The sequence below is a fragment of the Acetobacter indonesiensis genome (assembly GCF_000963945.1).
Classification (GTDB): Bacteria; Pseudomonadota; Alphaproteobacteria; order Acetobacterales; family Acetobacteraceae; genus Acetobacter; species Acetobacter indonesiensis.
This window is the reverse complement of sequence record NZ_BAMW01000015.1, coordinates 208255-235044: the sequence shown is the minus strand read 5'-3', so window position 1 is coordinate 235044 and position 26790 is coordinate 208255. Positions and strand designations below refer to the sequence as shown.

At 53.5% G+C, this 26790-nt stretch carries 33 protein-coding genes; all 33 read right to left on the bottom strand.

Going from position 1 to position 26790, the window contains the following annotated elements; translation table 11 throughout:
* Nucleotides 1–16 precede the first annotated feature (16 nt).
* The 33 genes from Abin_RS06000 to rpoB all read right to left on the bottom strand — a co-directional run bounded on the left by Abin_RS06000 (nucleotide 17) and on the right by rpoB (nucleotide 26785).
* Entirely contained in the window at nucleotides 17–1345 is a 1329-nt protein-coding gene (locus Abin_RS06000; protein ID WP_048845422.1) for an MFS transporter, read from the bottom strand.
* A 299-nt stretch (nucleotides 1346–1644) separates the two neighbouring features.
* Nucleotides 1645–2070: a 50S ribosomal protein L17 gene (gene rplQ, locus Abin_RS05995; RefSeq protein WP_048845421.1), complete on the bottom strand. Its 426-nt coding sequence runs from the start codon at nucleotides 2068–2070 to the stop codon at nucleotides 1645–1647.
* A gap of 27 nt (nucleotides 2071–2097) precedes the next feature.
* Nucleotides 2098–3117 (bottom strand): DNA-directed RNA polymerase subunit alpha, encoded by a 1020-nt coding sequence (locus Abin_RS05990; protein WP_048845420.1) that lies wholly within the window; start codon nucleotides 3115–3117, stop codon nucleotides 2098–2100.
* A 109-nt stretch (nucleotides 3118–3226) separates the two neighbouring features.
* On the bottom strand, nucleotides 3227–3619 hold the full coding sequence (rpsK, locus tag Abin_RS05985) for a 30S ribosomal protein S11 (protein ID WP_006557780.1): 393 nt from the start codon (nucleotides 3617–3619) through the stop codon (nucleotides 3227–3229).
* A 67-nt stretch (nucleotides 3620–3686) separates the two neighbouring features.
* Complete coding sequence (gene rpsM, locus Abin_RS05980; RefSeq protein ID WP_006557779.1) at nucleotides 3687–4064, bottom strand: 30S ribosomal protein S13; 378 nt, start codon at nucleotides 4062–4064, stop codon at nucleotides 3687–3689.
* Between the two features lie 140 nt (nucleotides 4065–4204).
* Nucleotides 4205–4855, bottom strand: a complete 651-nt coding sequence (locus Abin_RS05975) for an adenylate kinase (protein WP_048845419.1) — start codon at nucleotides 4853–4855, stop codon at nucleotides 4205–4207.
* Entirely contained in the window at nucleotides 4852–6210 is a 1359-nt protein-coding gene (gene secY / locus Abin_RS05970) for a preprotein translocase subunit SecY (protein WP_048845418.1), read from the bottom strand. The genes Abin_RS05975 and secY overlap by 4 nt, the downstream gene beginning before the upstream one ends.
* A gap of 137 nt (nucleotides 6211–6347) precedes the next feature.
* Nucleotides 6348–6836 carry a 50S ribosomal protein L15 gene (gene rplO, locus Abin_RS05965; RefSeq protein WP_048845417.1) on the bottom strand — a complete coding sequence of 163 codons (489 nt, stop codon included), beginning with the start codon at nucleotides 6834–6836 and terminating at the stop codon, nucleotides 6348–6350.
* Between the two features lies 1 nt (nucleotide 6837).
* Nucleotides 6838–7023, bottom strand: coding sequence for a 50S ribosomal protein L30 (rpmD, locus tag Abin_RS05960; RefSeq protein ID WP_048845416.1), 186 nt, complete (start codon nucleotides 7021–7023; stop codon nucleotides 6838–6840).
* Nucleotides 7016–7594 (bottom strand): 30S ribosomal protein S5, encoded by a 579-nt coding sequence (gene rpsE / locus Abin_RS05955; protein ID WP_048845415.1) that lies wholly within the window; start codon nucleotides 7592–7594, stop codon nucleotides 7016–7018. Before rpsE ends, rpmD begins: the two co-directional genes overlap by 8 nt.
* Before the next feature lie 15 nt (nucleotides 7595–7609).
* The gene (gene rplR, locus Abin_RS05950; RefSeq protein ID WP_048845414.1) at nucleotides 7610–7972 is read right to left on the bottom strand and encodes a 50S ribosomal protein L18; all 363 of its coding nucleotides are present in this window, start codon (nucleotides 7970–7972) and stop codon (nucleotides 7610–7612) included.
* Nucleotides 7972–8505 carry a 50S ribosomal protein L6 gene (gene rplF, locus Abin_RS05945; RefSeq protein ID WP_048845413.1) on the bottom strand — a complete coding sequence of 178 codons (534 nt, stop codon included), beginning with the start codon at nucleotides 8503–8505 and terminating at the stop codon, nucleotides 7972–7974. The genes rplR and rplF overlap by 1 nt, the downstream gene beginning before the upstream one ends.
* Nucleotides 8506–8515: 10 nt before the next feature.
* A complete protein-coding gene (rpsH, locus tag Abin_RS05940) occupies nucleotides 8516–8914 on the bottom strand; it encodes a 30S ribosomal protein S8 (protein ID WP_048845412.1) in 399 nt (132 codons plus the stop codon).
* A gap of 9 nt (nucleotides 8915–8923) precedes the next feature.
* A complete protein-coding gene (gene rpsN, locus Abin_RS05935) occupies nucleotides 8924–9229 on the bottom strand; it encodes a 30S ribosomal protein S14 (protein WP_048845411.1) in 306 nt (101 codons plus the stop codon).
* Between the two features lie 83 nt (nucleotides 9230–9312).
* Entirely contained in the window at nucleotides 9313–9882 is a 570-nt protein-coding gene (gene rplE / locus Abin_RS05930; RefSeq protein ID WP_048845410.1) for a 50S ribosomal protein L5, read from the bottom strand.
* Between the two features lie 10 nt (nucleotides 9883–9892).
* Nucleotides 9893–10213: a 50S ribosomal protein L24 gene (gene rplX, locus Abin_RS05925; RefSeq protein WP_048845409.1), complete on the bottom strand. Its 321-nt coding sequence runs from the start codon at nucleotides 10211–10213 to the stop codon at nucleotides 9893–9895.
* On the bottom strand, nucleotides 10214–10582 hold the full coding sequence (gene rplN, locus Abin_RS05920; protein WP_006557767.1) for a 50S ribosomal protein L14: 369 nt from the start codon (nucleotides 10580–10582) through the stop codon (nucleotides 10214–10216).
* 17 nt (nucleotides 10583–10599) lie between these two features.
* A complete protein-coding gene (rpsQ, locus tag Abin_RS05915) occupies nucleotides 10600–10872 on the bottom strand; it encodes a 30S ribosomal protein S17 (RefSeq protein WP_048845408.1) in 273 nt (90 codons plus the stop codon).
* Nucleotides 10873–10885: 13 nt separating this feature from the next.
* Nucleotides 10886–11122: a 50S ribosomal protein L29 gene (gene rpmC, locus Abin_RS05910; RefSeq protein WP_048845407.1), complete on the bottom strand. Its 237-nt coding sequence runs from the start codon at nucleotides 11120–11122 to the stop codon at nucleotides 10886–10888.
* Between the two features lies 1 nt (nucleotide 11123).
* Nucleotides 11124–11540, bottom strand: coding sequence for a 50S ribosomal protein L16 (gene rplP / locus Abin_RS05905; RefSeq protein WP_006557764.1), 417 nt, complete (start codon nucleotides 11538–11540; stop codon nucleotides 11124–11126).
* 18 nt (nucleotides 11541–11558) lie between these two features.
* The gene (gene rpsC / locus Abin_RS05900; RefSeq protein WP_006557762.1) at nucleotides 11559–12236 is read right to left on the bottom strand and encodes a 30S ribosomal protein S3; all 678 of its coding nucleotides are present in this window, start codon (nucleotides 12234–12236) and stop codon (nucleotides 11559–11561) included.
* Between the two features lie 3 nt (nucleotides 12237–12239).
* Nucleotides 12240–12650, bottom strand: coding sequence for a 50S ribosomal protein L22 (gene rplV / locus Abin_RS05895; protein WP_048845406.1), 411 nt, complete (start codon nucleotides 12648–12650; stop codon nucleotides 12240–12242).
* A gap of 1 nt (nucleotide 12651) precedes the next feature.
* A complete protein-coding gene (rpsS, locus tag Abin_RS05890; protein ID WP_048838100.1) occupies nucleotides 12652–12930 on the bottom strand; it encodes a 30S ribosomal protein S19 in 279 nt (92 codons plus the stop codon).
* Between the two features lie 13 nt (nucleotides 12931–12943).
* Entirely contained in the window at nucleotides 12944–13774 is an 831-nt protein-coding gene (rplB, locus tag Abin_RS05885) for a 50S ribosomal protein L2 (protein ID WP_048845405.1), read from the bottom strand.
* Between the two features lie 16 nt (nucleotides 13775–13790).
* A complete protein-coding gene (locus Abin_RS05880) occupies nucleotides 13791–14126 on the bottom strand; it encodes a 50S ribosomal protein L23 (RefSeq protein WP_048845404.1) in 336 nt (111 codons plus the stop codon).
* Entirely contained in the window at nucleotides 14123–14737 is a 615-nt protein-coding gene (gene rplD / locus Abin_RS05875) for a 50S ribosomal protein L4 (protein WP_048845403.1), read from the bottom strand. The genes Abin_RS05880 and rplD overlap by 4 nt, the downstream gene beginning before the upstream one ends.
* 4 nt (nucleotides 14738–14741) lie before the next feature.
* Entirely contained in the window at nucleotides 14742–15425 is a 684-nt protein-coding gene (gene rplC / locus Abin_RS05870; protein WP_048845402.1) for a 50S ribosomal protein L3, read from the bottom strand.
* 10 nt (nucleotides 15426–15435) lie between these two features.
* Entirely contained in the window at nucleotides 15436–15744 is a 309-nt protein-coding gene (gene rpsJ, locus Abin_RS05865) for a 30S ribosomal protein S10 (protein ID WP_007282720.1), read from the bottom strand.
* Between the two features lie 106 nt (nucleotides 15745–15850).
* A complete protein-coding gene (gene tuf, locus Abin_RS05860) occupies nucleotides 15851–17041 on the bottom strand; it encodes an elongation factor Tu (RefSeq protein WP_048845401.1) in 1191 nt (396 codons plus the stop codon).
* Between the two features lie 94 nt (nucleotides 17042–17135).
* A complete protein-coding gene (rpsG, locus tag Abin_RS05855) occupies nucleotides 17136–17612 on the bottom strand; it encodes a 30S ribosomal protein S7 (protein ID WP_048845400.1) in 477 nt (158 codons plus the stop codon).
* Nucleotides 17613–17626: 14 nt separating this feature from the next.
* Nucleotides 17627–17998, bottom strand: coding sequence for a 30S ribosomal protein S12 (gene rpsL, locus Abin_RS05850; RefSeq protein WP_003622698.1), 372 nt, complete (start codon nucleotides 17996–17998; stop codon nucleotides 17627–17629).
* 342 nt (nucleotides 17999–18340) lie between these two features.
* Nucleotides 18341–22519 (bottom strand): DNA-directed RNA polymerase subunit beta', encoded by a 4179-nt coding sequence (rpoC, locus tag Abin_RS05845; protein ID WP_048845399.1) that lies wholly within the window; start codon nucleotides 22517–22519, stop codon nucleotides 18341–18343.
* Between the two features lie 93 nt (nucleotides 22520–22612).
* Nucleotides 22613–26785 carry a DNA-directed RNA polymerase subunit beta gene (gene rpoB / locus Abin_RS05840; RefSeq protein ID WP_048845398.1) on the bottom strand — a complete coding sequence of 1391 codons (4173 nt, stop codon included), beginning with the start codon at nucleotides 26783–26785 and terminating at the stop codon, nucleotides 22613–22615.
* Nucleotides 26786–26790 lie beyond the last annotated feature (5 nt).

Sequence of the window (26790 nt, the reverse complement as noted above, 5' to 3'; positions counted from 1 at the left end):
AAAAGTAGCGTAAAACTTACTGGTTCCCGACTGCATGCATGGCGGCTTCTTTCTCCAACTGAGATTCAGCGCGTTCCGTTTGCCGGATATAGGCTTTTGCTTCAGGCGAGACAGTGATCAGAACCGTCAGCAGCGCAGACACCACGTATAGACCGCTGAAAATCCAGATAACTCCTTCCACACCATGCCAGGCTTCAAACCATGTCACGATTGCCGGGCCAACCCATGTGCTGGCACCCGCGCCAAGCCCAAGAATGGAAAGTGCAGCCGCTTTTTCTTTCGGGCATACCTGTGGCATCAAGCCTGACAGGGGCACAAAGGCTGCCAGAGAAGCGCCATACAATACACCCATGGCCGCTGCGATTGGGAAGTTATGCGGCATAGATAGCGGCACATAATAAAAAAGAGGCACAGATATAGCAGCCCCTAAACCGCCACCAACAGCAACAACTGTCCGCGGGCCAAGACGGTCAGCCAAAATACCAGACAGTAGATTGAAAATGATGTTGCTAAGGAAAACGATGGAAAGCAGTTGCAACCACTGTTCCAGCGAGAAGCCCACCAGTTTTGTAAACACACCAGGCATAATGACCAGAAAGGCGTATTCTGAAGACGTATTGATGGTACGGACGATGCCCGCAATCATTGTCTTTGGTTCACGCCAGATAATGCTGATGGACCCAAACATGGCCTGACGCAGTGTGACGTCCGGCGCACTGAGACGCTGCGACCCTTTGGGTTCACGCGTAAACAGGAGGGCAACAAAGCCCCCGACCATCACCAGAGCCAGAGACGACCAGAATGTGCCCATTTCCCCAATACGTGGGATAGCAAAGCTGGCAAATAGCGAGCCAAGAGTGGGCAGCCCGCCCGAGAACGCAAACCAGAACCACCCGGCAGCAGACCCAAGCTGCCGCGCAGGTGTAGCCGCCGCAATCCAGACCAGAAAGCCGTAAGCAAAAAGCGGATACCCAAGACCACGGGCCGTATAGGCCAGCATCATCATCTTGTAGTTATTCGGCTGGAGGCCAAGCACAAGAAACAGGATTTCAAAAACACCCCAGATCCACAGCCCTAGCCACATGACCTTTTTAGGGCCCCACATGTCTGACAGTGGGCCAGAAAGCCATGATGAAATTGAAACAGCAACGCCATAGACAGTAAACAGCAGCGCAACGCGAGTTGAGGATTGTCCTTGGCTTTCAAGAAACGGTGCCAGATATCCGGCTTCCACCCCGTCCCCGATCATGAAAAGCAAAAGGCCGACAAAGCCCCAAACCAAAGGACGTGGAATACCTATTCGGTCTAAAAGATTCTGCGATTCCTGCTGAGTTGCTGTCTGCATCTACATGCTCTCCTTACATGCGATGACGGCACATATATCCTACGCCTCATTGCGCGGGCTTTGGGCTCATCATCACGAACCATGGCGGGAGTGCTCACCCGGTCCGTCAGAAAAAGATTTTTGTTTGGGGCACTACCAGAAGGCAGATTAGACAGGTCTTAAAAGACCTCACCCACACAACACGGGACGGAGCCAAACTCGACATCCAATGTTGTCTCAATCATTCACAGGGGTGAATGACATGCCTGAAAAGGCAAAGGGAGCCGTCTCCGGCCCCCTACAAAACCGTCAGCTTTAACTTAAGCTGCCAGATCGTGCTCTTCCGTCACTTCCGGACGGGGACCGCTGTCCTGGCCCTTCGCGCTTACGTCGCGATCAACCAGTTCAATCACAGCCATGTCTGCTGCATCACCATAACGCATGCCAGCGCGCATAACGCGGGCATAACCACCCGTGCGGCCTTTGTAACGTTCTGCAATGGCAGAAAACAGCTTCTTCACGATCACATCGTCACGCAGCAGAGAGAATGCCTGACGACGAGCGTGCAGATCACCACGCTTGCCCAGCGTGATCAGCTTTTCCACAACCGGACGAAGTTCTTTAGCCTTCGGCAGCGTGGTGGTGATCTGCTCGTGCTTGAGCAGTGCAACAGCCATGTTACGGAACATGGCAGCGCGGTGGGAAGAGGTAACGCCGAGCTTACGGCCGGCAATACGGTGACGCATAGTTCAGTTCCTAGTCAAGAAGAGGGCTTAGAACGGCTCATCAAGCCGTTTAGCCAGATCTTCAATATTTTCCGGCGGCCACGCCGGCACATTCATACCGAGAGAAAGCCCCATGGAGGTCAGGACTTCCTTGATCTCATTCAGAGACTTACGGCCAAAGTTCGGAGTCCGCAGCATTTCCTGCTCGCTCTTCTGGACCAGGTCCCCAATATAGATGATATTGTCGTTCTTCAGGCAGTTTGCACTACGAACGGACAATTCAAGCTCATCAACCTTACGCAACAGGTTACGGTTGAAGGGCAGGTCATCCTGCGGTTCTTCAGCCTGAACAGGGCGAGGTTCATCAAAGTTGATGAATAGCTGTAGCTGATCCTGCAGGATTCGTGCAGCCAGTGCAACTGCATCTTCCGGCGTGATCGCGCCATTGGTTTCAACCGTCAGCAGCAGCTTATCATAATCGGTCACCTGACCCACACGGGTTGGCTCTACCTTGTATGATACGCGCTTTACCGGAGAATAGATGGCATCAACCGGAATAAGGCCGATCGGTGCATCTTCTGGGCGGTTAGCAGCAGCAGCTACGTAGCCTTTGCCCATACCCACCACAAATTCCATGCCCAGCTTCACACCGTCATCCAGTGTGCAGATAACCAGATCTGGGTTCATGATTTCAATGTCATGACCTGTCTGGATCTGGCCTGCGCGAACTTCACCCGGACCAGTTGCCGTCAGCACCATGCGCTTCGGGCCTTCGCCATGCATACGCAGCGCAAGCTGTTTGATGTTCAGAACAATGTCCGTAACATCTTCACGCACACCTGCAACAGAAGAGAATTCATGCAGAACGCCGTCGATCTGCACTGCGGTAACGGCTGCTCCCTGAAGGGAAGACAGAAGTACGCGGCGCAGGGCGTTACCCAGGGTCATCCCGAAACCACGTTCCAGCGGCTCAGCAACAACCGTTGCAATACGTGTCGGCTCCACTCCGGATTCGACTTCAAGCTTTTCGGGCTTGATCAGAGATTGCCAGTTTTTCTGAAGGACCAAGGTGCCGGCCTTTCAATACGAAAAACCACTGCTCTGCAGCGATTTCTCTGAACATTAACAAACAAACCGAAAGACTGCGGCTACGAGTGTAGCCGCACACTTTCAATCCTTAGACGCGACGACGCTTACGCGGGCGGCAGCCGTTGTGCGGAACCGGTGTCATGTCACGGATAGAGGTAATGGAGAAGCCAACTGCCTGCAGAGCACGCAGCGCGCTTTCACGACCTGACCCAGGACCGGAAACTTCGATTTCCAGCGTTTCCATGCCGTGTTCGCGTGCCTTGCGGCCAGCATCTTCAGCAGCGACCTGTGCCGCATACGGCGTAGACTTACGGGATCCCTTAAACCCCTGAGCACCAGCTGAAGACCAGGAGATAGCATTCCCCTGAGCGTCAGAAATGGTGATCATGGTGTTGTTAAACGTGGACAGAACGTGTGCCACGCCAGAGATAATGTTCTTGCGCTCTTTTTTACGAATACGCGGTGTTGCGGCTTTCGCCATAGTTTTTCTACCTCAGTCCCTGCCCAGAAGCCCGCTAAAGCCATCCGGAATTGTTCAGCAAATCGGATTAGCGTGTAGCTTTTTTCTTACCAGCAATCGCAACAGCCTTACCCTTACGGGTACGGGCGTTGGTATGCGTCCGCTGACCATGCACAGGCAGGCCACGACGGTGACGCAGACCGCGGTAGCAGCCCAGATCCATCAGACGTTTGATGTTCATCGCAACTTCACGACGCAGATCGCCTTCAACGCGATACTGGGTATCAATCAGCTCACGCAGCTTCATGATTTCGTCGTCGCTCAGTTCGTTCACGCGCTTCGCTTCAGGGATACCAGCAGATTTACAAATCTGGTCAGCCTTGGTTGCGCCAATCCCGTAGATATACTGAAGCCCGATAACAACCCGTTTGTTTGTCGGGACATTCACGCCGGCAATACGTGCCACGCCTTACACTCCTGTCGTTCTACCCAGAATGGGCAGACACTCATAGCTTCCATCACCGGAAGCAGATTTCACTCAGTGGCCGCGAAATATACCGGCCACCCGCACAAGTCAACGAAAACAGATCACTTTTTCGTGATCGATCACTGTCCAGCCATAACTGCTTCAATCTGCGCCGTAACTTCGGCGGTCGACAGCATGCCGTTAATTTTATGAAGACGGCCCGTTTTTTCATAAAATGGCAGAATCGGGGCAGTCAGCTTCCGGTATTCTTTCAGCCGTTCCACAACGGTTTCACGCTTGTCATCAGCCCGACGTTTGAATTCGTGGCTGCCACATGCGTCACAAACGCCTTCCTGCTTGGGCGGATTTGAAACTTCGTTATACGTCGCACCACATTTGGCACAGGTGAACCGTCCAGATATTCTGTCAGCCAGAATATCTTCGTCCACATCCAGAAACAGAACGACGTCGATTTTTTTCTTATCCGCTGTCAGCATCGTATCAAGGGCTTCAGCCTGCCCTGTCGTGCGCGGGAATCCATCCAGGATAAATCCCTTTGCACAATCAGGCTGCTCAATACGAGATTTCAGCATGGCGATAATCAGCTCATCCGGCACCAGACGACCGGAATCCATCAGGCTTTTGGCTTGATTCCCGACGTCTGACCCACGCGCCACTTCGGCCCGCAGCATATCGCCAGTAGAAATCTGAACCAGTCCGTAGCGTTCTTCCAAACGCTTGGACTGCGTTCCCTTCCCGGCACCAGGCGGTCCCAGAAAAATAATGTTCATCTGCGGATGATCCTTTGTTTTTTACCACCCCGCGAACGACGCATCAGCCCCTGATACTGGTGCGCAACAAGGTGAGACTGCACCTGCGTGACCGTATCAATCGTCACCGAGACGATAATAATCAGGCTGGTACCACCAAAATAGAACGGCACATTATAACGGCTGATAAGGATCTGAGGCAGCAGACAGACCAAGACCATATAAGCAGCGCCGATTGTGGTCAGACGCGTCAGAATACGATCAAAATATGTCGCCGTAGCTGCACCAGGACGAATCCCGGGAATAAAGCCACCCTGCTTTCTCAGATTGTCCGCTGTTTCCGTGGGGTTAAACGTAACGGCCGCATAAAAATACGAAAAGAAGACAATCATGGCTGCATAAAACAGCATATAGAGCGGCTGTCCCTGCCCTAATTCCTCACCCAAAAAGGAAAGCCATCCAGGCATGGATTTGCCGTTCATGAAACCGGAGATCGTGACCGGGATCAACAAAACGGAAGACGCAAAAATAGGTGGGATAACACCCGCCGTATTAACCTTCAGAGGCATATGGGTGGAGTCACCACCAAACATTCTCTGCCCCATCTGACGCTTCGGATATTGGATCACAACGCGGCGCTGCGCTTGCTCCATAAAGACAATGAACGTGATGGTAATGGCCGCAAGAACCAGAAACACCAGAACAAAGAAGGGAGAAAGTGCACCCGTGTAGCCAAGCTGAAAAAGACTTGCGAGGGCATGAGGCAGGTTCGCCACAATACCAGCAAAGATAATCAGCGAAATCCCGTTACCCACGCCGCGTGACGTAATCTGTTCACCCAGCCACATCAGGAACATGGTGCCCCCGACCAGAGTGATTACGCATGACGCAAGGAAGAAAACGCCAGGATTTACAACCGCCGCACCCGCTGCGCTATGCATACTTTCAAGGCCGACTGCAATGCCATAAGCCTGAAATAACGCAATAAAAACAGTAAGGTAGCGGGTATACTGATTAAGCTTTTTACGCCCCTGTTCGCCTTCTTTTTTCAAAGCTTCCAGAGAGGGAACTGCCGTAGACATCAACTGCACGATAATAGAGGCAGAGATGTAAGGCATAATATTAAGGGCAAAAACGGTCATACGCCCCAGCGCGCCACCCGTGAACATGTTGAACATGCCCAGAATGCCACCCTGATGCTGTGCCAATAACTGGCCCATCACCGTTGCATCTACGCCAGGAACAGGAATGTAGGTACCGAGGCGATAAATAATCAGTGCACCCAGTGTGAACCAAATGCGCTTCTTGAGTTCTGTCGCCTTGGCCAAGGAGCCTACATTAAAGTTGGCAGCCAGCTGTTCGGCCGCGGAAGCCATGCATCCGTCCTTTCACACAAACAGCGTCACCACAGACTGCGGTGACGCTGGCATGATAGTCTAAGAGTTAACCCAGAAGAATTCTGGAAACACAGACCAGGTGAGAGCAGCTATGACCCTGCCCTCACCTATTCGCATCAGGATGCGCTGGCTTCAGCCGCTTTCGGCGCAAGGATCTTTACAGAACCTCCAGCCTTTTCGACTGCTGCCACTGCAGAAGCAGAAGCACCAGAAACTTCGAACGTGACAGCGCGTGTCAGTTCGCCTTCGCCCAGAATGCGCACGCCAGCATATTTGCCTGTACCAACCAGACCAGCCTGTTTCAGCAGATCTTCTGTTACAGCCGCACCAGCGTTCAGCTTACCGTCAGCAAAAGCTTTTTCAACTGCACCAAGGTTAACTGGCGCATACACCTTACGGAAGATGTTTTTGAAGCCACGCTTTGGCAAACGACGGTAGATAGGCAGCTGACCACCTTCAAAGCCGTTCAGGGACACACCTTCACGTGCTTTCTGCCCCTTAACACCTTTACCGGATGTCTTGCCTTTGCCTGAGCCGATACCACGACCCAGCCGCTTTTTACGATAACGAGAACCCTCGTTATCGCGAAGCTCGTTCAGATTCATATCAATCCTCCACCTTCACAAGGTGGGCCACTTTGCGGACCATACCCCGTGTGGACGGTGTATCTTCAAGAACCCGTTCCCGACCGATTTTATTCAGACCGAGACCAATCAGGGTTTCTTTCTGCCCAGGCTTGCGTCCATTAGCGGACGCAATCTGGATAACCTTGAAGGTTTTTGTTTCAGGCATCTACACCCTCCCCGGCTGAAGCAGCCTGATCGCGCTTACCGAAGATTTCAGCAACTTTCTTGCCGCGACGGTTTGCAACAGAACGTGGGCTGGCACAATTGGACAGAGCGTCAAACGTCGCCTTGACCATGTTGTGCGGGTTACGTGTGCCAAGTGACTTGGCAACAACGTCGTTAATACCCAGGCTTTCAAAAACTGCACGCATCGGACCACCAGCGATGATCCCGGTCCCTGCTTCTGCTGAACGCAGAACAACTTTACCAGCACCAAAGTGACCAGCAACATCATGATGCAGTGTGCGGCCTTCTTTCATCGGCACACGGATCATGCCGCGTTTGGCACGTTCCGTAGCTTTCCGAATAGCTTCAGGCACTTCACGGGCTTTACCAGCGCCGTAACCGACGCGGCCCTTCTGGTCGCCAACAACAACCAGCGCTGCAAAAGCAAAACGCCGACCGCCCTTAACAACTTTAGCAACGCGGTTGATGGTAACCAGCTTATCGACCAGTTCATCACCTTCGCGTTCGCGATCACGGCCGCCTCGACCGCCTTCTCTTGGTTCACGAGCCATTACGTGATCCTTTCCTCAGAAGGAGAGACCGCCCTCGCGGGCAGCCTCCGCCAGCGCCTTCACGCGCCCATGATAAAGATATGCCCCACGATCGAACACAACCTGAGAAACACCAGCGGCAACAGCGCGCTGTGCTACCAACTTACCAACAGCGTTAGCGCTGTCTTTGTTGGCACCTGTCTTCAGGCCTTCACGCAGTTCTTTATCCAGGCTGGAAGCAGCGGCGAGGGTACGCCCTGCAACGTCATCAATGACCTGCGCATAAATGTTCTTGCCAGACCGGAAGACCGACAGACGCGGACGACCACCAGCCTTGCGACGGAGCTGAAAACGGAGGCGATCGCGCCGCCGATTCCGCAGTTCCTGCTGAGTGCTCATTATTTCTTCTTGCCTTCCTTGCGGCGAATGGTTTCCGTCTCATAACGCACACCCTTGCCTTTGTAAGGCTCTGGTTTGCGATAGCTGCGAATATCAAGAGCAACCTGCCCTACGCGCTGCTTGTCGATACCTTCGACAACGATAGCGGTCGGACGCGGCGTGGAGATCTTGATACCCTGCGGAATCGGATAGACCACGTCGTGAGAGAAACCGAGGTTCATCACAAGGTTGGAACCCTGAACAGCAGCACGATACCCCGTGCCGTTGATTTCCAGAGTTTTAGAGAACCCTTCAGAGACGCCCTTAACAGCCGTAGCAATCAAGGCACGCGTCGTGCCCCACATCATGCGAGCCTGAGAGGCATCGTTCACGGGGCGAACCGCAACCTTACCATCTGCAATCTCAGCTTCGATATGAGAGGAAAGCGGAAGAGAAAGCTCACCCAGCTTGCCTTTTGCCTTAAAAACACCGTCTGCAATCGAGACAGTCACTCCCGCGGGTACATCAACGGGATATTTGCCTACACGTGACATGTATCCCTCCTCAGAACACGCGACAGAGGACTTCACCGCCAACATTGGCAGCGCGAGCCTCGACATCGGAAAGAACACCACGCGGTGTGGACAGGATGGAAACACCCAGACCGGCACGCACACGCGGCAATTCTTTAATTTTAGAATACACACGGCGACCAGGACGGGACACACGGTGAATTTCTTTGATAACCGGTTCGCCTTCAGCGTATTTCAGCTCGATATGCAGCTGAACGATGCCCTTGCGGACTTCTTCACGCTTGTAGCCACGGATGTAGCCTTCACGCTGAAGTGCATCAAGAACGTTTGAACGCAGATTAGAAGCCGGAGACACACAGGCGGTATGACGCGCACGCTGTGCGTTACGGATGCGGGTGAGCATATCACCCAGCGGATCAGAAAGTGACATTGTGCGCCCTTACCAGCTAGCTTTAACCAAGCCCGGAATCTGGCCGGTAGAAGCCAGATCACGCAGTGCAATACGGCACAGCTCAAACTTGCGGTAGTTACCACGAGAACGGCCCGTAAGCTTGCAACGGAGACGCACGCGAACGCGCGAACCATTACGAGGCAGTTCAGCCAGCTTCAAAGACGCATCAAACCGATCTTCTACAGGAAGCGAGCGGTCCATCACGATGTTTTTCAGCGCCGCACGCTTTTCCTTGTCACGCGTTGCCATGCGAGCACGCTTGGCATTACGCGTGATGGCAGAAGTCTTAGCCATATATTTTTATCCTCCGGAACCCTTCGAAAACCTTCGATGGTTTTCCAAGACAACAACACCTGGTGACAGGTAGACGATTTTCCTCAGGCTGCAAAGGGAAGATCGAATGCTTTAAGAAGCGCTTTTGCTTCAGCATCCGTCTTTGCACTGGTCACGAACACAACGTCCATACCACGGATTTCGTCAACTTTATCGTAGTCGATTTCCGGGAAAACGATCTGTTCTTTCAGACCAAGCGCAAAATTGCCACGCCCGTCAAAACCCTTGTTAGCCGGCAGACCACGGAAGTCGCGAATACGCGGCATCGCAATCGTAACCAGACGATCAAGGAATTCGTACATCTGCGCACGGCGCAGTGTCACTTTACAACCAATTGGCAGACCTTCACGAATCTTAAACCCAGCGATTGCTTTCTTTGCCACTGTTTTAACTGGTTTCTGACCAGCAATCAGTGTCATTTCAGCAAAAGCAGCATCAAGCTTCTTCTGGTCACCCGCAGCTTCACCAACGCCCATATTCAGGACGATTTTTTCCAGCCGCGGAACCTGCATGATATTTTTGTAACCGAACTGCTCACGCAGCTTGGCACGCAATTCGCTTTCATAGCGTTCCTGAAAACGAGGAACGGAACGAACGTTCTTAGAGTCACTCATTCTCGCCCCCTCAGCCTTCAATGACTTCGCCGGTTGCTTTAGCAACACGAACTTTGCGCCCATCTTCCAATACACGGAAGCCAACACGAGTTGGCTTCTTGGAAGCTGGATCAACCAGCTTCAGATTGGAAAGGTGAACCGGGGCTTCACGAGAAATAATGCCACCTTCTTCACCCATACGGGTCGCTTTCTGGTGACGCTTCACAACAGCAACACCACGCACAATGGCGCGATTTTCTGCCGGACGCACAGAAAGAACTTCACCTTCGATTCCCTTTGAGGAACCGCTGATGACAACGACTGTATCGCCTTTTTTAATACGCGCAGCCATTTATAGCACCTCCGGCGCCAGAGAAATGATCTTCATGAACTTGCGCGCACGCAGTTCACGAACAACCGGTCCGAAAATACGGGTGCCGATCGGCTCCTGCTGCTTGTTGATCAGCACAGCTGCGTTCTTATCAAAACGGATTGCACTGCCGTCAGGGCGGCGAACCGGATAAGACGTACGGACGATAACAGCTTGGTGGACGTCGCCTTTTTTCACCTTCCCACGGGGGATGGCTTCTTTGACAGACACGACGATCACGTCGCCGACCGAGGCAGACTTCCGCTTGGAACCGCCCAGCACCTTGATGCACTGCACCTGACGCGCACCGGAGTTATCGGCAACGTCGAGGTTGGTCTCGGGATGGATCATGTTTCGATATCCTTACCTTACGCCGAAACGCCAGCAGCGGAGGCGTCTACGACCTCGCCATTGCGAGAAACAACAGCCCACGTCTTCCGGCGGGAAATCGGAGTGCACTCGATAATGCGCACCGTATCGCCCATCTTGCAGACATTTTCTTCATCGTGCGCTGCATATTTCTTAGAGCGACGGATGAACTTCTTATACAGCGGATGCATGACGCGACGTTCGACAAGAACCGTAACGGTCTTGTCCATTTTGTCGCTGGTCACACGTCCGGTAAGGACGCGCCTTGGCATCGTCCAACTCCCTTCAGGAAATGGCAGCAGATGTTTTCGCACCTGCCGCAGTCTTCTCATTTTGCGCCACAATCGTCTTGATGCGCGCAATTTCACGACGGATCACCCGAACGCGGCTCTGCCCTTCGGTCTGCCCGGTTGCCTGCTGGAAACGCAGATTAAGCTGTTCACGCTTCAGCTCAAGCAGAAGCGCGTTCAGTTCGTCTGACGTCTTGGCACGCAGATCAGCTGGCTTTGTTGCCTTTGCCATCTCACGCATCTCCAATTCGGGTCACAAACTTTGTCTTGATCGGCAGCTTCGCTGCACCGAGAGCCAACGCTTCACGCGCAACTTCAGGCGGCACGCCTTCGATTTCAAACAAAATACGACCAGGCCTCACGCGGGCCACCCAGTATTCAGGTGATCCCTTGCCGGAGCCCATACGCACTTCTGCAGGCTTTGTCGAGACCGGAAGGTCAGGAAAAATACGAATCCACACGCGACCGGCACGTTTCATGGCGCGCGTGATGGCGCGACGTGACGCTTCGATCTGACGTGCAGTGATACGTTCGGGCTGAAGAGCCTTCAGACCGAACGTGCCAAAGTTAAGCGTGGTGCCGCTTTTGGCGAGGCCGTGAATACGACCTTTATGCGCCTTGCGGAATTTAGTACGCTTTGGAGAAAGCATTGTCTTCTATCCTTCGCCTCAGCGCTGAGGGGCCTGTTCGGCCGCCCGGCGGTCCTGAGCCAGTGGGTCATGCGCCAGGATTTCACCTTTGAAGATCCAAACCTTAACACCGCAGGTGCCGTAGGTGGTCTTCGCTGTGGCTGTTCCGTAATCGATGTCGGCGCGCAGAGTGTGAAGCGGCACGCGGCCTTCACGATACCACTCGATACGAGCGATTTCCGCACCACCAAGACGACCGGAGCAGTTGATCCGGATACCCTGTGCGCCAAGACGCATAGCAGACTGGACTGCACGCTTCATGGCACGACGGAATGCAACGCGGCGTTCAAGCTGCTGTGCAATGTTGTCAGCAACCAGTGTCGCGTCGATTTCCGGCTTGCGGATCTCAACGATGTTGAGAGCCACTTCTGTGCCAGCCATACGGGTCAGCTCTTTACGCAGAGCGTCAATGTCCTGACCCTTCTTGCCGATAACCACGCCAGGACGTGCTGCGTAGATCGTCACGCGCGGCTTCTTGGCCGGACGTTCGATAACAACGCGAGACACACCAGCGCCAGAAAGCTTGCGACGCAGGAATGCGCGCAGCTTCAGGTCTTCATGCAGCAGGCGAGAATAGTCGCCATCAGCATACCAGCGGCTATCCCAGGTGCGATTGATACCGAGCCGAAGCCCGATCGGATTGACTTTGTGTCCCATACCTCAGGCCGCCTTCTGCTCAGTAGAAGCTGCTTCTGGCTCAGGAGCCCGTTCAGCAACAACGATCTTCAGATGGCTGAAGAATTTTTCAACACGGGCAGAACGACCACGACCACGCGCATGGAAGCGACGCATCACGATGGACTTCCCAACTTCAGCCGTCTTAACCACCAGCTGGTCAACATCCAGCTGATGATTGTTCTCTGCATTTGCAATCGCGCTTTCCAGAGTCTTTTTGACCTGCTGCGCAATGCGGCGCTTGGAGAACGTAAGAGTGGCTACTGCCTGAGACGCAGACTTGTTGCGGATAAGACCAGCAACAAGGTTCAACTTGCGGGGACTAACCCGAATGTTGCGCGTAACGGCCTGCGCTTCTGTTTCCGCGAGCGTGCGCGGCTGTTTCGGCTTGCTCATTTTAGCCCCGCTTCGACTTCTTATCAGCCCCGTGCCCGTGGAACGTACGGGTGGGAGAAAATTCACCGAACTTGTGTCCGACCATATTCTCCGTCACCTGCACAGGCAGGAACTTGTGACCATTGTAAACACCGAACGTCAGTCCAACGAACTGCGGAAGGATCGTGGAACGACGTGACCAGATCTTGATCACTTCGTTACGACCCGACGCACGGGACGCTTCAGCTTTGCTCAGCAGATACCCGTCGACGAACGGGCCTTTCCAGACGGAACGTGCCATCTTCTATTGCCCCTTACTTGCCGGTCTTGCGACGACGGATAATCAGACTGTCCGTACGCTTATTGACCCGAGTTTTGTAACCTTTGGTGGGCTTGCCCCACGGCGTAACCGGATGACGACCACCAGATGTGCGGCCTTCACCACCACCATGTGGATGGTCAACCGGGTTCATCACAACGCCGCGGTTGTGCGGACGACGACCCAACCAACGGGCACGACCGGCTTTACCCAGATGCTGGTTCATGTTGTCCGGATTGGACACAGCCCCAACAGTTGCCATGCATTCACCACGCACAACACGAAGTTCACCAGACTGCAGTTTGATCTGCGCGTAACCGGAGTCCTTACCAACGAGCTGGGCATAGGTGCCTGCAGAACGGGCCAGCTTACCACCAGCTCCCTGCTTCAGTTCGATGTTGTGCACAATGGTGCCGACCGGGATAGAGGCCAGCGGCATTGCGTTCCCTGGCTTAATGTCAACGCGCGTGCCAGCGATGACATTGTCACCCACTTTCAGACGCTGCGGAGCCAGAATGTAAGCCAGTTCGCCATCTTCATACTTCACCAGCGCGATGAAGGCGGTACGGTTGGGGTCATATTCCAGACGCTCAACCGTGCCCAGCACGTCAAATTTGCGACGCTTGAAGTCGACATAACGGTAAGACTGCTTGTGACCACCACCACGGAAACGCGACGTGGTACGACCGTTATTGTTACGGCCGCCAGTCTTGTTCTTACCTTCGGTCAGCTGCTTGACCGGCTTGCCTTTCCACAGATCGGCGCGATCAATCAGAACCGTGCCGCGAAGGCTCGGCGTGACGGGATTAAAGTGCTTCAGTGCCATTTGTTCCTACCCCACGTCACGCCAGTTTGGCGGTCAGGTCAATTGACTGACCTTCCGCAAGCTGGACGAACGCCTTCTTGATGTCAGAACGCTGCCCCATACGCCCTTTGAAGCGCTTGGTCTTGCCCTTCTGGACAAGGGTGTTCACACCAACAACCTTGACGCCGAACAGTGTTTCCACTGCAACCTTGATTTCAGGCTTGGTTGCCGTAATGGCAACTTTGAAAACAACCTGATTTTTTTCAGAAAGCGCAGTTGCCTTTTCCGTCACCAGCGGTGCACGAACAATGTCGTACATCGCTTCACGGGAAAGACGCTCGGCTTTCTTGCGCAGAGCAAGAATGTTGGTCATGCCAGGCGCTCCTTCAGACCTTCGAGACCTGCCTGGGTGATGGCCAGAACCTCGTGGTTAAGAATATCATACACGTTGGCGCCGATCGTAGGCAGAACGTCGATCTTCGGCAGGTTGCGCGCAGCGCGAACGAAGCCTTCATCAACAGCAGCGTCAACAATAAGGGCGGATTTCAGGCCGAGGTTTTTCAGCTTGACTGCCAGTTCGCTTGTGCGGGCAACGCCAGAAGCAGACTGCAGAACAATCAGCTTGCCGTCCTGTGCTTTCTGGGAAAGCGCAGAGATCAAACCCAGACGACGCACTTTCTTGGGCAGGTCGTAGCCATGATCACGGGAAACCGGGCCATGAACCACACCACCAGTGCGATACTGAGGTGCACGCAAAGAGCCCTGACGAGCACTACCCGTGCCCTTCTGCTTGTACGGCTTCTTTGTTGTACCAGACACAGCGCCCATGCCTTTTACAGCATGCGTACCAGCACGGCGTTTTGCCAGCTGCCAGTGAACAACACGCGCCATGATGTCTGCGCGCGGGGCAACAGCAAAAAGTTCGTCCGGAAGAGTAGCGGAACCTGCAGTGCCGTTATCAAGCGTTTTGATTTCGATTTCCATGACCTCAGCCCTCCGCCGTCACGAGAGCTGCCGGATATGGCGCGTCGACATGGCGGGCTTTTTTGATCGCATCGCGAACCAGAACGACCCCGTTTTTGGCTCCAGGAACGGAACCACGGATCATGATCAGGTTCTTTTCCGGATCAATCGCAGCGATTTCAAGATTCAGAGTAGTAATTCGCTCATCACCAAGATGACCAGCCATCTTCTTGTTCTTGAAGGTTTTACCAGGATCCTGACGGTTACCGGTAGAACCATGAGAACGGTGAGAGATGGACACACCGTGGGAGGCTTCCAGACCAGCGAAGTTCCAGCGCTTCATTGCGCCTGCAAACCCCTTACCTTTGCTGGTGCCTGTCACGTCCACTTTCTGGCCAACAACAAAGTGAGCAGCAGAAAGAGAAGCGCCAGCTTCCAGCGTAGCATCGTCAGCTACACGGAATTCAACCAGCTTCTTTTTTGGCTCAACCTTGGTGCGGGCAAAATGGCCGCGGTTCGGCTTGGTGACATTTTTTACCTTGGCGTTGCTCATACCAAGCTGAACAGCTGTATAGCCGTCCCGCTCCTGGGTACGAACATCAACCACCTGCACGGCATCAACATGCAGGACGGTAACAGGCACATGCGTGCCATCTTCCTTGAACAGTCGGGACATGCCCAACTTCTTTGCGATTAATCCGGTGCGCATCGTCTGGACCTTAAAGTTTGATCTCGACATCCACGCCAGCGGCGAGGTCGAGTTTCATGAGAGCGTCCACGGTCTGCGGAGTTGGCTCGACAATATCGAGCAGGCGGCGATGAGTCCGAATTTCGAACTGTTCGCGGCTCTTCTTATCCACGTGGGGAGAGCGGTTTACAGTAAACCGTTCGATATGCGTCGGCAGCGGGATAGGACCCCGAACCCGCGCACCCGTACGCTTCGCCGTGTTTACGATCTCTTTTGTGCTGTTGTCCAGCACGCGGTGATCGTACGCCTTTAGGCGAATGCGGATGTTCTGGTTGTCCATTGTTTCTTAGTCCAACACTTTACTTGTCCGGGGAAACCCGGCCGCCAAGTAAGACCCCGGCTGATTGACTCAGCCGGGGCCATACAGTCCTAGGCTACTATCCGAATTATTCGGTGATAGAAGCCACAACACCTGCACCAACGGTGCGGCCACCTTCGCGAATAGCGAAGCGGAGACCTTCATCCATGGCGATCGGTGCAATCAGTTCAACATCCATGGCGCAGTTATCGCCAGGCATAACCATTTCCGTGCCTTCCGGCAGGTGCACAACACCCGTTACGTCAGTCGTACGGAAGTAGAACTGCGGACGATAGTTGGTGAAGAACGGCGTATGACGGCCACCTTCTTCCTTCGTCAGGATGTAAGCTTCTGCCTTGAACTTCTTGTGCGGGGTGATTGAACCCGGCTTTGCAAGAACCTGACCACGCTCAACGTCTTCACGCTTCGTGCCACGAACCAGCGCACCAATGTTGTCACCAGCTTCACCGCGATCAAGCAGCTTACGGAACATTTCAACACCGGTAACAGTTGTCTTCACGGTGTCTTTCAGACCCACGATTTCAACTTCGTCACCAACGTTCACAACGCCACGCTCAACACGACCGGTCACAACAGTACCACGACCAGAGATGGAGAACACGTCTTCGATCGGCATCAGGAACGGACGATCAACAGGGCGTTCCGGCTGCGGGATGTAGGAGTCAACCGCATCCATCAGGTCACGCACGCGGTTTTCACCGATTTCCGGGTCACCATCTTCCAGCGTTACCAGAGCAGAACCCTTGATGATGGGGATATCGTCGCCAGGGAACTGATAAGAAGACAGAAGCTCACGAACTTCCATTTCAACCAGTTCAAGCAGTTCCGGATCGTCAACTTGGTCAACCTTGTTCAGGAAGACAACCAGCGCAGGCACACCAACCTGACGAGCAAGCAGGATGTGCTCACGAGTCTGAGGCATTGGGCCGTCAGCTGCAGACACAACCAGGATCGCGCCGTCCATCTGCGCTGCACCCGTGATCATGTTCTTCACGTAGTCAGCATGTCCAGGGCAGTCGACGTGTGCGTAATGACGGTTCGCGGTTTCGTATTCCACGTGTGCGGTGGAAATGGTGATACCACGAGCGCGTTCTTCAGGAGCCGCATCGATCTGGTCGTATGCCTTGAATTCGGCACCACCAGCCTTAGCCAGCGTCTTAGTGATTGCAGCGGTCAGAGACGTCTTGCCATGATCAACGTGGCCGATCGTACCGATGTTGCAGTGCGGTTTATTCCGCTCAAATTTAGCCTTAGCCATTTCTCTACTCCATGCCCCACGAATTTATCGGGATGCAGTTTCTAATAAGTGTGCTCTCACTCACCAGAGAGTGAACGCCATACCCCTGAGAAGATTACCAGCGATAGTGACTGAATGCTTTGTTTGCTTCAGCCATACGATGGGTATCTTCACGCTTCTTTACAGCAGCGCCACGGTTATTCACGGCGTCCATCAGTTCGTTGGACAGCCGGTCCTGCATGGTGTTTTCACCCCGCTTACGGGAGGCATCAATCACCCAGCGGATAGCAAGCGCCTGACGACGTTCTGCACGAACTTCAACAGGAACCTGATACGTCGCACCACCAACACGGCGGGAACGAACCTCTACAGCAGGCTTAACATTATCCAGAGCATTGTGGAACAACGCTACCGGATCAGCTGAAGCCCCACTCCGACGCACCAGCGCCTCGAGAGCTCCATATACAATCCCTTCCGCAGTGGATTTCTTGCCATCGTACATCAGGGCGTTCATGAAACGCGTGATAACGATGTCTCCAAACTTCGGATCAGGAAGAATCTCACGCTTAACAGCGCGGTGACGGCGGCTCATACCTTAACCTTCCCTTACTTCGGACGCTTAGCGCCATAAAGCGAACGCCGCTGGCGACGCTTAGCGATACCCTGGGTATCGAGTACACCGCGAAGGATATGGTAACGCACACCCGGAAGATCCTTTACGCGACCGCCACGGATTAGCACGACACTATGTTCCTGAAGGTTATGGCCTTCACCCGGAATATAGCTAACCACCTCATAACCGTTCGTCAGACGCACCTTGGCAACTTTACGCAGTGCGGAGTTCGGCTTTTTGGGCGTCGTCGTATAAACACGGGTGCAAACACCACGTTTCTGGGGGCAGCCCTGCAGTGCAGGCACCTTGTTGCGCTTAACCGCAGGCTTGCGCCCCTTGGCAATGAGCTGGTTGATGGTCGGCATGCGCCTTTCCCGATCCTTACACAGTTCGGCCGGCTAACCTTTTTATCGGCTGCCGACTGTCATTTAAAAATCCCACCGAGCAACAACACCCGTGTGGGGCTATCTTTACATCCGGCGTTACTTCCTGCCGGAAGCCTACCGCATGCTTAAACAGAGAATTAGATTTGCCCCTGCCCCTGCAATGGAGCGGAGCTGAGGGCTGCTACCTAACCCCGCACCCGCATGAAGTCAAGCATGGATGCGCGATTCTCTAAGGTTAGAGCCAATAAGACCAAAAAAGAAAAGGGACCAAGGCGTTAGCCCGGTCCCCCTTCGTTCTCATTAATAGTCTAGAAGACTATTTTATTCAGCAGCTGAAGACCGGCCAACACGCTGACGATCCTGAGACGCTGCAATCGCACGCAGACGGTTCATGACGCTACCTGTTCCGGCAGGGATCAGGCGACCGACAATCACGTTCTCTTTCAGGCCGTTCAGGGTATCAACCTTGCCGGCCGTCGCTGCTTCCGTCAGAACACGCGTGGTTTCCTGGAAGGAGGCAGCAGAGATGAAGGACTGCGTCTGCAAGGAAGCTTTGGTAATACCCTGCAGAACCGGCATGGCGAGAGCAGGACGCTCACCCGCATTCAGGCACTTCGTGTTTTCGATATCCAGCTCAATCCGATCAACGGTTTCGCCAATCAGGTAAGTCGTGTCACCAGGCTCCAGAATTTCCACTTTCTGAAGCATCTGGCGAACGATAACCTCAATATGCTTATCGTTAATCTTCACACCCTGCAGACGGTAGACATCCTGAATTTCATTAACGAGGTAATCGGACAGAGCCTCTACCCCCATGACCTTCAGAATATCGTGTGGCACGCGGGGACCGTCGACCAGCGGATCGCCTTTTTCTACAAAGTCGCCTTCCTGAACGGAAACGTGCTTGCCTTTCGGAATCAGATATTCAGTCTCTTCACCCGTTTCATCGTTTTTCACGATAATGCGGCGTTTGGACTTGTAATCTTTCCCGAACTCAACACGGCCTTCCATTTCAGCAATGATGGCGTGGTCTTTCGGACGACGTGCTTCGAACAGTTCTGCCACACGTGGCAGACCACCCGTAATATCACGCGTCTTGGACCCTTCACGCGGCAGACGTGCCAGCACGTCACCAGCATGCACCTCTGCACCATTTTCAATGGACAACAGCGTTTCAGGAGACAGGAAGTAACGGGCATCGCTGCCGTTATCCAGTTTCACAACTTCGCCGTTCGGACCTTTAAGCTGGAGACGTGGCCGTAGGTCAACGCCCTTACCTGCCTGCTTGTAGTCCACCACCACTTTTGAGGTCAGGCCTGTGACTTCGTCCATACGCTCAACAAGCGTGATGGAATCAATCAGGTCAAGATACTCAATCTTACCGGCTTTTTCGGTAATGATAGGCAGTGTGTATGGGTCCCACTCGGCCAGCTTCTGACCACGGACAACAGATGCGCCTTCGGTCGTGAGCAGACGCGCACCATACGGCACACGGTAGCGTGCTTTTTCCACACCAGCATCGTCGGTAAGTAGAATTTCACAGTTACGGGCCATGACAATCGGCACGTTCTGAGAGTTCTGCACAACGTTGCGATTACGGATAACCACTTTACCGTCTCGCAGGGCTTCAATCATGGACTGCTCAGCACCACGCTGCGCTGCACCACCAATATGGAAGGTACGCATTGTCAGCTGCGTGCCCGGTTCACCGATTGACTGTGCAGCAATAACGCCAACAGCTTCACCAATGTTGACCGGCGTGCCGCGTGCAAGGTCACGGCCGTAACAGTGGCCACAAACACCAACACGGCTATCGCATGTCAGCACTGAGCGAATGAAGACCGATTCGATGCCCGCATTTTCAATGCGCTCTGCATCAGCTTCTTCAATCAGCTTATTGCGTGGCAGCAGCACTTCCCCTGAAGCAGGGTCAATAATGTCAGCCGCAGCGGTACGTCCCAGAATACGTTCAGACAGAGACGCAACAACTTCACCGGCATCCAGAACTGCACGCACCGTCAGACCGCGTTCCGTACCGCAATCTTCCTCGATGATGATGCTATCCTGCGCCACGTCAACCAGACGACGGGTCAGATAACCAGAGTTAGCAGTCTTCAGAGCAGTATCGGCCAGCCCCTTACGTGCACCATGGGTAGACGTAAAGTAATCGAGAACCGACAGACCTTCTTTAAAGTTGGCGATAATCGGCTGTTCGATAATTTCACCAGACGGCTTGGCCATAAGACCACGCATACCGGCAAGCTGCTTCATCTGTGCCGGTGACCCACGAGCACCGGAGTGGCTCATCATCCAGACAGAATTGATCGGCTTACCAATTTCCTGACGAGAAATTTCCTTGGTCATAGCGGCCTGGACTTCGTCCGTGCAGCGTGACCAAGCGTCAACCACCTTGTTGTAGCGTTCGCCAGCCGTAATCAGACCATCCTGATACTGCTGTTCAAACTCTTTCACTTCAGCAGCCGTACGATCAACCAGCACTTTCTTTTCAGCCGGGATGATCATGTCATCCTTACCGAAGGAAATACCGGCTTTAGCTGCGTGACGGAAACCAAGAGCCATCAAGCGGTCACAGAAGATAACCGCTTCTTTCTGACCACAGTGACGGTAAACCGTATCAATCACGTCAGAAACAGCTTTTTTGGTCAGCTGCTTGTTGATGAGAGAGAACGGAATAGCATCGCTCTTCGGCAGGATCTGCGCGATCAGAACACGACCTGGAGTAGTGACGATGGTTTCGTAAACTTTCTGACCATCCTTTTTCACGCTTTCAAGGCGTGCACGGATTTTGTCATGCAGTTTAAGCGCACCGGCATTTAGAGCGTATTCAACTTCCCCGATGGAGGAGAAGGAAGGAGCACCTTCTTTAACCAGCAGACCTGTTGTTTCGTCATATTCGCTACGATCAGGCGTCGCGGCAAATTCTGGCAGTTCAAGGCTGAGGTAATAAAGCCCGAGAACAATATCCTGAGACGGCACAATAATCGGCTTACCGTTTGCCGGGCTCAGAATGTTGTTGGTGGACATCATCAGCACGCGTGCTTCGAGCTGAGCTTCAAGGCTCAGAGGCACGTGCACAGCCATCTGGTCACCATCAAAGTCCGCATTAAACGCGGTACAAACGAGCGGATGAAGCTGAATAGCTTTTCCTTCAACCAGCACCGGTTCGAAGGCCTGAATACCAAGACGGTGAAGTGTTGGCGCGCGGTTTAGCATCACCGGATGCTCGCGGATCACTTCTTCCAAGATATCCCAGACTTCTGGACGCTCTTTTTCCACCATACGCTTTGCAGCTTTGATGGTTGTAGCGTGACCGTATTTTTCCAGCTTGGAATAAATGAACGGCTTGAACAGTTCCAGAGCCATCTTCTTCGGCAAGCCACACTGATGCAGCTTGAGTTCCGGCCCAACCACGATGACCGAACGGCCAGAGTAGTCAACGCGCTTACCCAGAAGGTTCTGACGGAAACGGCCCTGCTTGCCTTTCAGCATGTCAGACAGCGACTTCAGTGGACGCTTGTTCGCACCTGTAATGGCACGACCGCGACGACCGTTATCAAACAGCGCGTCAACCGCTTCCTGAAGCATACGCTTTTCGTTACGCACGATGATATCGGGCGCACGCAGTTCCATCAGGCGCTTGAGACGGTTGTTACGGTTGATAACACGACGATAAAGATCGTTCAGGTCAGACGTTGCAAAACGGCCACCATCAAGCGGAACCAGCGGACGCAGTTCTGGCGGGATAACCGGCACCAGATCCAGAATCATCCATTCCGGACGAGAACCACTCTCAGCAAAAGCTTCAATAAGCTTAAGCCGCTTGACCAGCTTTTTACGCTTGGCTTCAGAGGTGGTTTCTTTCAGTTCCTGACGCAGCTCTACCTTTTCGGCATCACAGTCAATGCGTTCAAGAACCTTTTTGATGGCTTCAGCGCCGATGCCGACTTCAACGCCTTCTTCGCTGTATTCGTCCATGGCATCGAGGTACTGTTCCTCGGTCAGGAGAGAATACTGCTTCAGCGGCGACGTACCGGGTTCAAGAACCAGATAGTTCTCAAAATAGAGAACTTTTTCCAGATCTTTCAGCGTCATATCGACCATCAGGCCGATACGGCTTGGCAGCGACTTCAGGAACCAGATGTGCGCAACCGGGCTAGCAAGCTGAATATGGCCCATACGTTCACGACGCACTTTGGCCAAGGTTACTTCCACGCCGCACTTTTCACAGACAATACCGCGGAATTTCATCCGCTTGTATTTACCGCAAAGGCATTCGTAGTCTTTGATCGGGCCAAAGATACGGGCGCAGAACAGACCGTCACGCTCCGGCTTGAATGTCCGGTAGTTGATTGTCTCGGGCTTCTTGATTTCACCGAACGACCATGACCGGATCTGCTCTGGCGACGCCAACTGGATCTTGATCTGATCGAAGGTCATCGCCTGGCCGGTCTGGCCAAGAATTTTCATGAGTTCATTCATGTGCCGAAGCCCCCAGCGGGAAGTGGGGCGCCGAAATCGTCATTTCGGCTGCCCCTTCAAAATTAGAACGGAAAATGGTGCGGGTGCTCACCTTTATTCGGCCCCCTGCTCCAGCTCAACATTCAGACCAAGAGACTTCAGTTCCTTGATCAGAACGTTAAAGCTTTCCGGAATACCGGCTTCGAAATCATCCTGCTCACGCACAATGGCTTCATAAACCTTGGTTCGACCGGACACGTCATCCGATTTCACCGTCAGCATTTCCTGCAGCGTATAGGCAGCACCATAAGCTTCAAGCGCCCAGACTTCCATTTCACCGAAACGCTGGCCACCAAACTGCGCCTTACCACCCAGCGGCTGCTGCGTAACAAGCGAGTATGGCCCAATGGAACGTGCATGGATCTTGTCATCAACAAGGTGATGCAGTTTGAGCATATAGATGTAACCAACCGTGGTCTTACGTTCAAACGGTTCGCCCGTCCGACCATCGATCAACTGAGACTGACCAGATTTATCCACGCCAGCCTTTTCAAGCATAGCTTCGATATCCGGAATGGAAGCCCCATCGAACACTGGCGTGGCAATAGGCACGCCTTTGCGCAGGTTATTGGCAAGTTCTACCAGTTCGTCATTGCTCATGTTGGCAATATCGTCTTCGTAGATCTTGTCGCCGTAAACGTCTTTCAGACGATCAAGCAGTTCCTGACGCTTCTCACCGTTGCGCTGGTAGTCATCTACCAGATCACCGATGCCACGACCCAGATTTGCACAGGCCCAGCCAAGATGCGTTTCAAGAATCTGCCCCACGTTCATACGTGACGGGACACCAAGCGGGTTCAGCACGATGTCAACTGACGTGCCATCTTCAAGGAAAGGCATGTCTTCAACAGGAACCACGCGGGAGACAACACCCTTGTTCCCGTGACGACCAGCCATTTTGTCACCCGGCTGAAGCTTACGCTTCACGGCCACAAACACCTTGACCATTTTCATCACGCCAGGTGGCAGTTCATCACCACGCTGAAGCTTTTCAACCTTGCTGTCGAAACGGGCCTGAATTTTCTGCACGGAGGCATCAAATTCGCGACGCAGCGTTTCAAGCTCAGCCATGACTGCGTCAGACGCGACAACAATGTTCCGCCAAGCACCGCGAGGATGCTCGTCCAGCACTTCGTCTGTGATTTCCGTACCGGAGCGGATACCCTTAAACCCAGCACCAGCAACCTGACCCAGCAGTTTTTCACGCAGACGGCTGTAGAAAGAACGTTCCTGAATACCGCGTTCGTCATCACGGTCTTTGGACAGACGTTCAATTTCGGCCCGTTCAATGGCCATTGCTCGTTCGTCTTTATCAACACCACGACGAGAGAACACACGCACGTCAACAATTGTTCCGGTCGTGCCAGGGGGCAGACGCAGAGACGTATCACGCACGTCAGATGCTTTTTCACCAAAGATGGCACGCAGAAGTTTTTCTTCCGGCGTCATCGGGCTTTCGCCTTTTGGTGTCACCTTACCGATAAGAATATCGCCCGGATTCACTTCAGCGCCGACATATACAATGCCTGCTTCGTCCAGATTACGCAGTGCTTCTTCCCCAACATTGGGAATATCACGCGTAATTTCTTCCTGACCCAACTTGGTATCACGGGCCATGACTTCAAATTCCTCGATATGGATCGAGGTGAAGACGTCATCTTTCGCAATACGTTCGGAGATCAGGATAGAATCTTCGAAGTTGTAACCGTTCCAGGGCATGAACGCGACCAGCACGTTACGACCCAGCGCCAGTTCACCCAGCTCCGTTGATGGACCATCCGCAATGATGTCACCAGCACGCACCTGATTACCAACATGCACCAGCGGGCGCTGGTTGATGCAGGTTGACTGGTTGGAACGTGAATATTTACGCAAACGGTAAATATCAACGCCCTGCGTGGACCCATTGGCATCCGTTGCACGAACAACGATACGGGCACCATCAATCTGGTCAACAATACCGTCACGTTTGGCAACGATGGTTGCACCGGAGTCATGAGCAACAGCAGCTTCCATGCCCGTGCCAACCAGCGGCGCATCAGAGCGCACCAGCGGCACAGCCTGACGCTGCATGTTTGAACCCATCAGTGCACGGTTCGCGTCATCGTTTTCAAGGAACGGAATGAGCGCCGCAGCAACAGACACAAGCTGCTTTGGTGACACGTCACAAGCCGTCACTTCAGTCGGCGGCACAAGACGGAAGTCACCCCCACGACGGACAGAAACCAGATCGTCGGTCAGTGCACCATCAGAACTTTGCTTCGCGTCAGCCTGAGCAACGATCAGCTTTTCTTCTTCCATGGCGGAAAGATACTTCCAGCCATCCTGAAGAACGCCATCTTTCACCAGACGGTACGGCGTTTCAATGAAGCCGTATTTGTTCACCTTGGCATAGGTGGCCAGAGAGTTGATCAGACCGATGTTCGGGCCTTCAGGCGTTTCAATCGGGCAGATACGACCATAATGGGTCGGGTGAACGTCTCGGACTTCAAAGCCCGCGCGCTCACGGGTCAAACCGCCCGGACCAAGCGCTGAAAGACGACGCTTATGCGTGACTTCAGACAGCGGATTGGTCTGATCCATGAACTGGCTCAGCTGCGAAGAACCAAAAAATTCACGCACAGCAGCAGCGGCAGGTTTTGCGTTGATCAGGTCATGCGGCATGACCGTATCAATATCAACAGACCCCATACGTTCGCGGATGGCGCGCTCCATACGTAGCAGACCAACGCGATACTGGTTTTCCATCAATTCGCCCACAGAGCGAACACGACGGTTACCAAGGTTATCGATATCGTCGATCTGGCCGCGACCATCTTTCAGTTCACACATCACTTTGATAGTGCGCAGAATGTCTTCTTTACGCAGAACACGCATGGTGTCGGGAGCATCAAGATCCAGACGCATGTTCATCTTCACACGACCAACAGAAGACAGGTCGTAGCGATCTGCGTCAAAGAACAGACCATGGAACATGGCGTCTGCTGTTTCAGCCGTCGGCGGTTCACCCGGACGCATGACACGATAGATATCGATCAGCGCTTCATCACGAGAGCTGTTTTTATCAACCGTCAGCGTATTGCGGATCCACGGACCATTTGCACCGTCGATAGCCAGCAGCGGCAGCTCGGTAACCCCAGCTTCTTCCAGAGCCGTCAGGCGTGCTTCGGTGATTTCTTCACCTGCTTCGCCGTAGATTTCGCCGGTATCATAATTAACGATATCATGCGCAATGAAACGGCCCAGCAGGTCGATATCACCAACCAGCACTTCACGGGTTTTTTCTGCGATCTTACGCACAGCGCGGGCGGTCAGCTTGGCTTCTGCCTCAGCAACCACTTCGCCTGTTTCAGCATCAACCAGCGGAGCCAGCAGCTTCAGACCACGGAAAGAGTCCGCATCGAACGGACGCGCCCACCCTTTCTGGGTTTTGACGAACTTAACCGTGCCATAGAAGTAGGCGAGGATTTCATTATCATCCATGCCTTTGATGTCGAGCGCATCGACATCACCACCTTCGGCTGCTTTCGCTTTGCGGGCAGCTTCAGAAGCAGCACCTTCAAGCGCATACAGCAGAGTGGTGACTGGCAGTTTACGCTTACGGTCGATACGGACGTAAATCAGATCTTTGGCGTCAAATTCAAAATCGAGCCATGATCCACGATACGGAATAACACGCGCAGCAAAGAGATATTTGCCGGATGAATGGGTTTTACCCTTATCGTGATCAAAGAAGACACCCGGTGAACGGTGCATCTGGCTGACGATAACGCGCTCTGTACCATTGATGATAAAGGTACCGTTATCCGTCATCAGGGGCATGTCGCCCATGTAAACCGGCTGCTCTTTAATATCACGGATCGAGCGCGAGCCCGTATCTTCGTCAACATCCCACACGATGAGACGCAGAATAACCTTCAGCGGCGCAGAGAACGTCAGGCCACGCTGAATGCATTCTTCAACATCATATTTCGGCTCTTCGAATTCGTAACTAACGAACTCAAGCCGTCCCCGACCTGCAAAATCGTTAATGGGGAATACAGACCGGAAAACCTCCTGCAAACCCGTTGGCGTGCGCGCATCAGGCGCAACATTCGCCTGAAGAAACGTCTCGTAAGACGCGCGCTGCACATCAATCAGGTTCGGCATCGGAGCGATTTCGGGAATCCGCCCGAAACTCTTGCGAATCCGCTTCCGTCCTGTGAACGATTTGGTGATTGCGTTCATCGTCG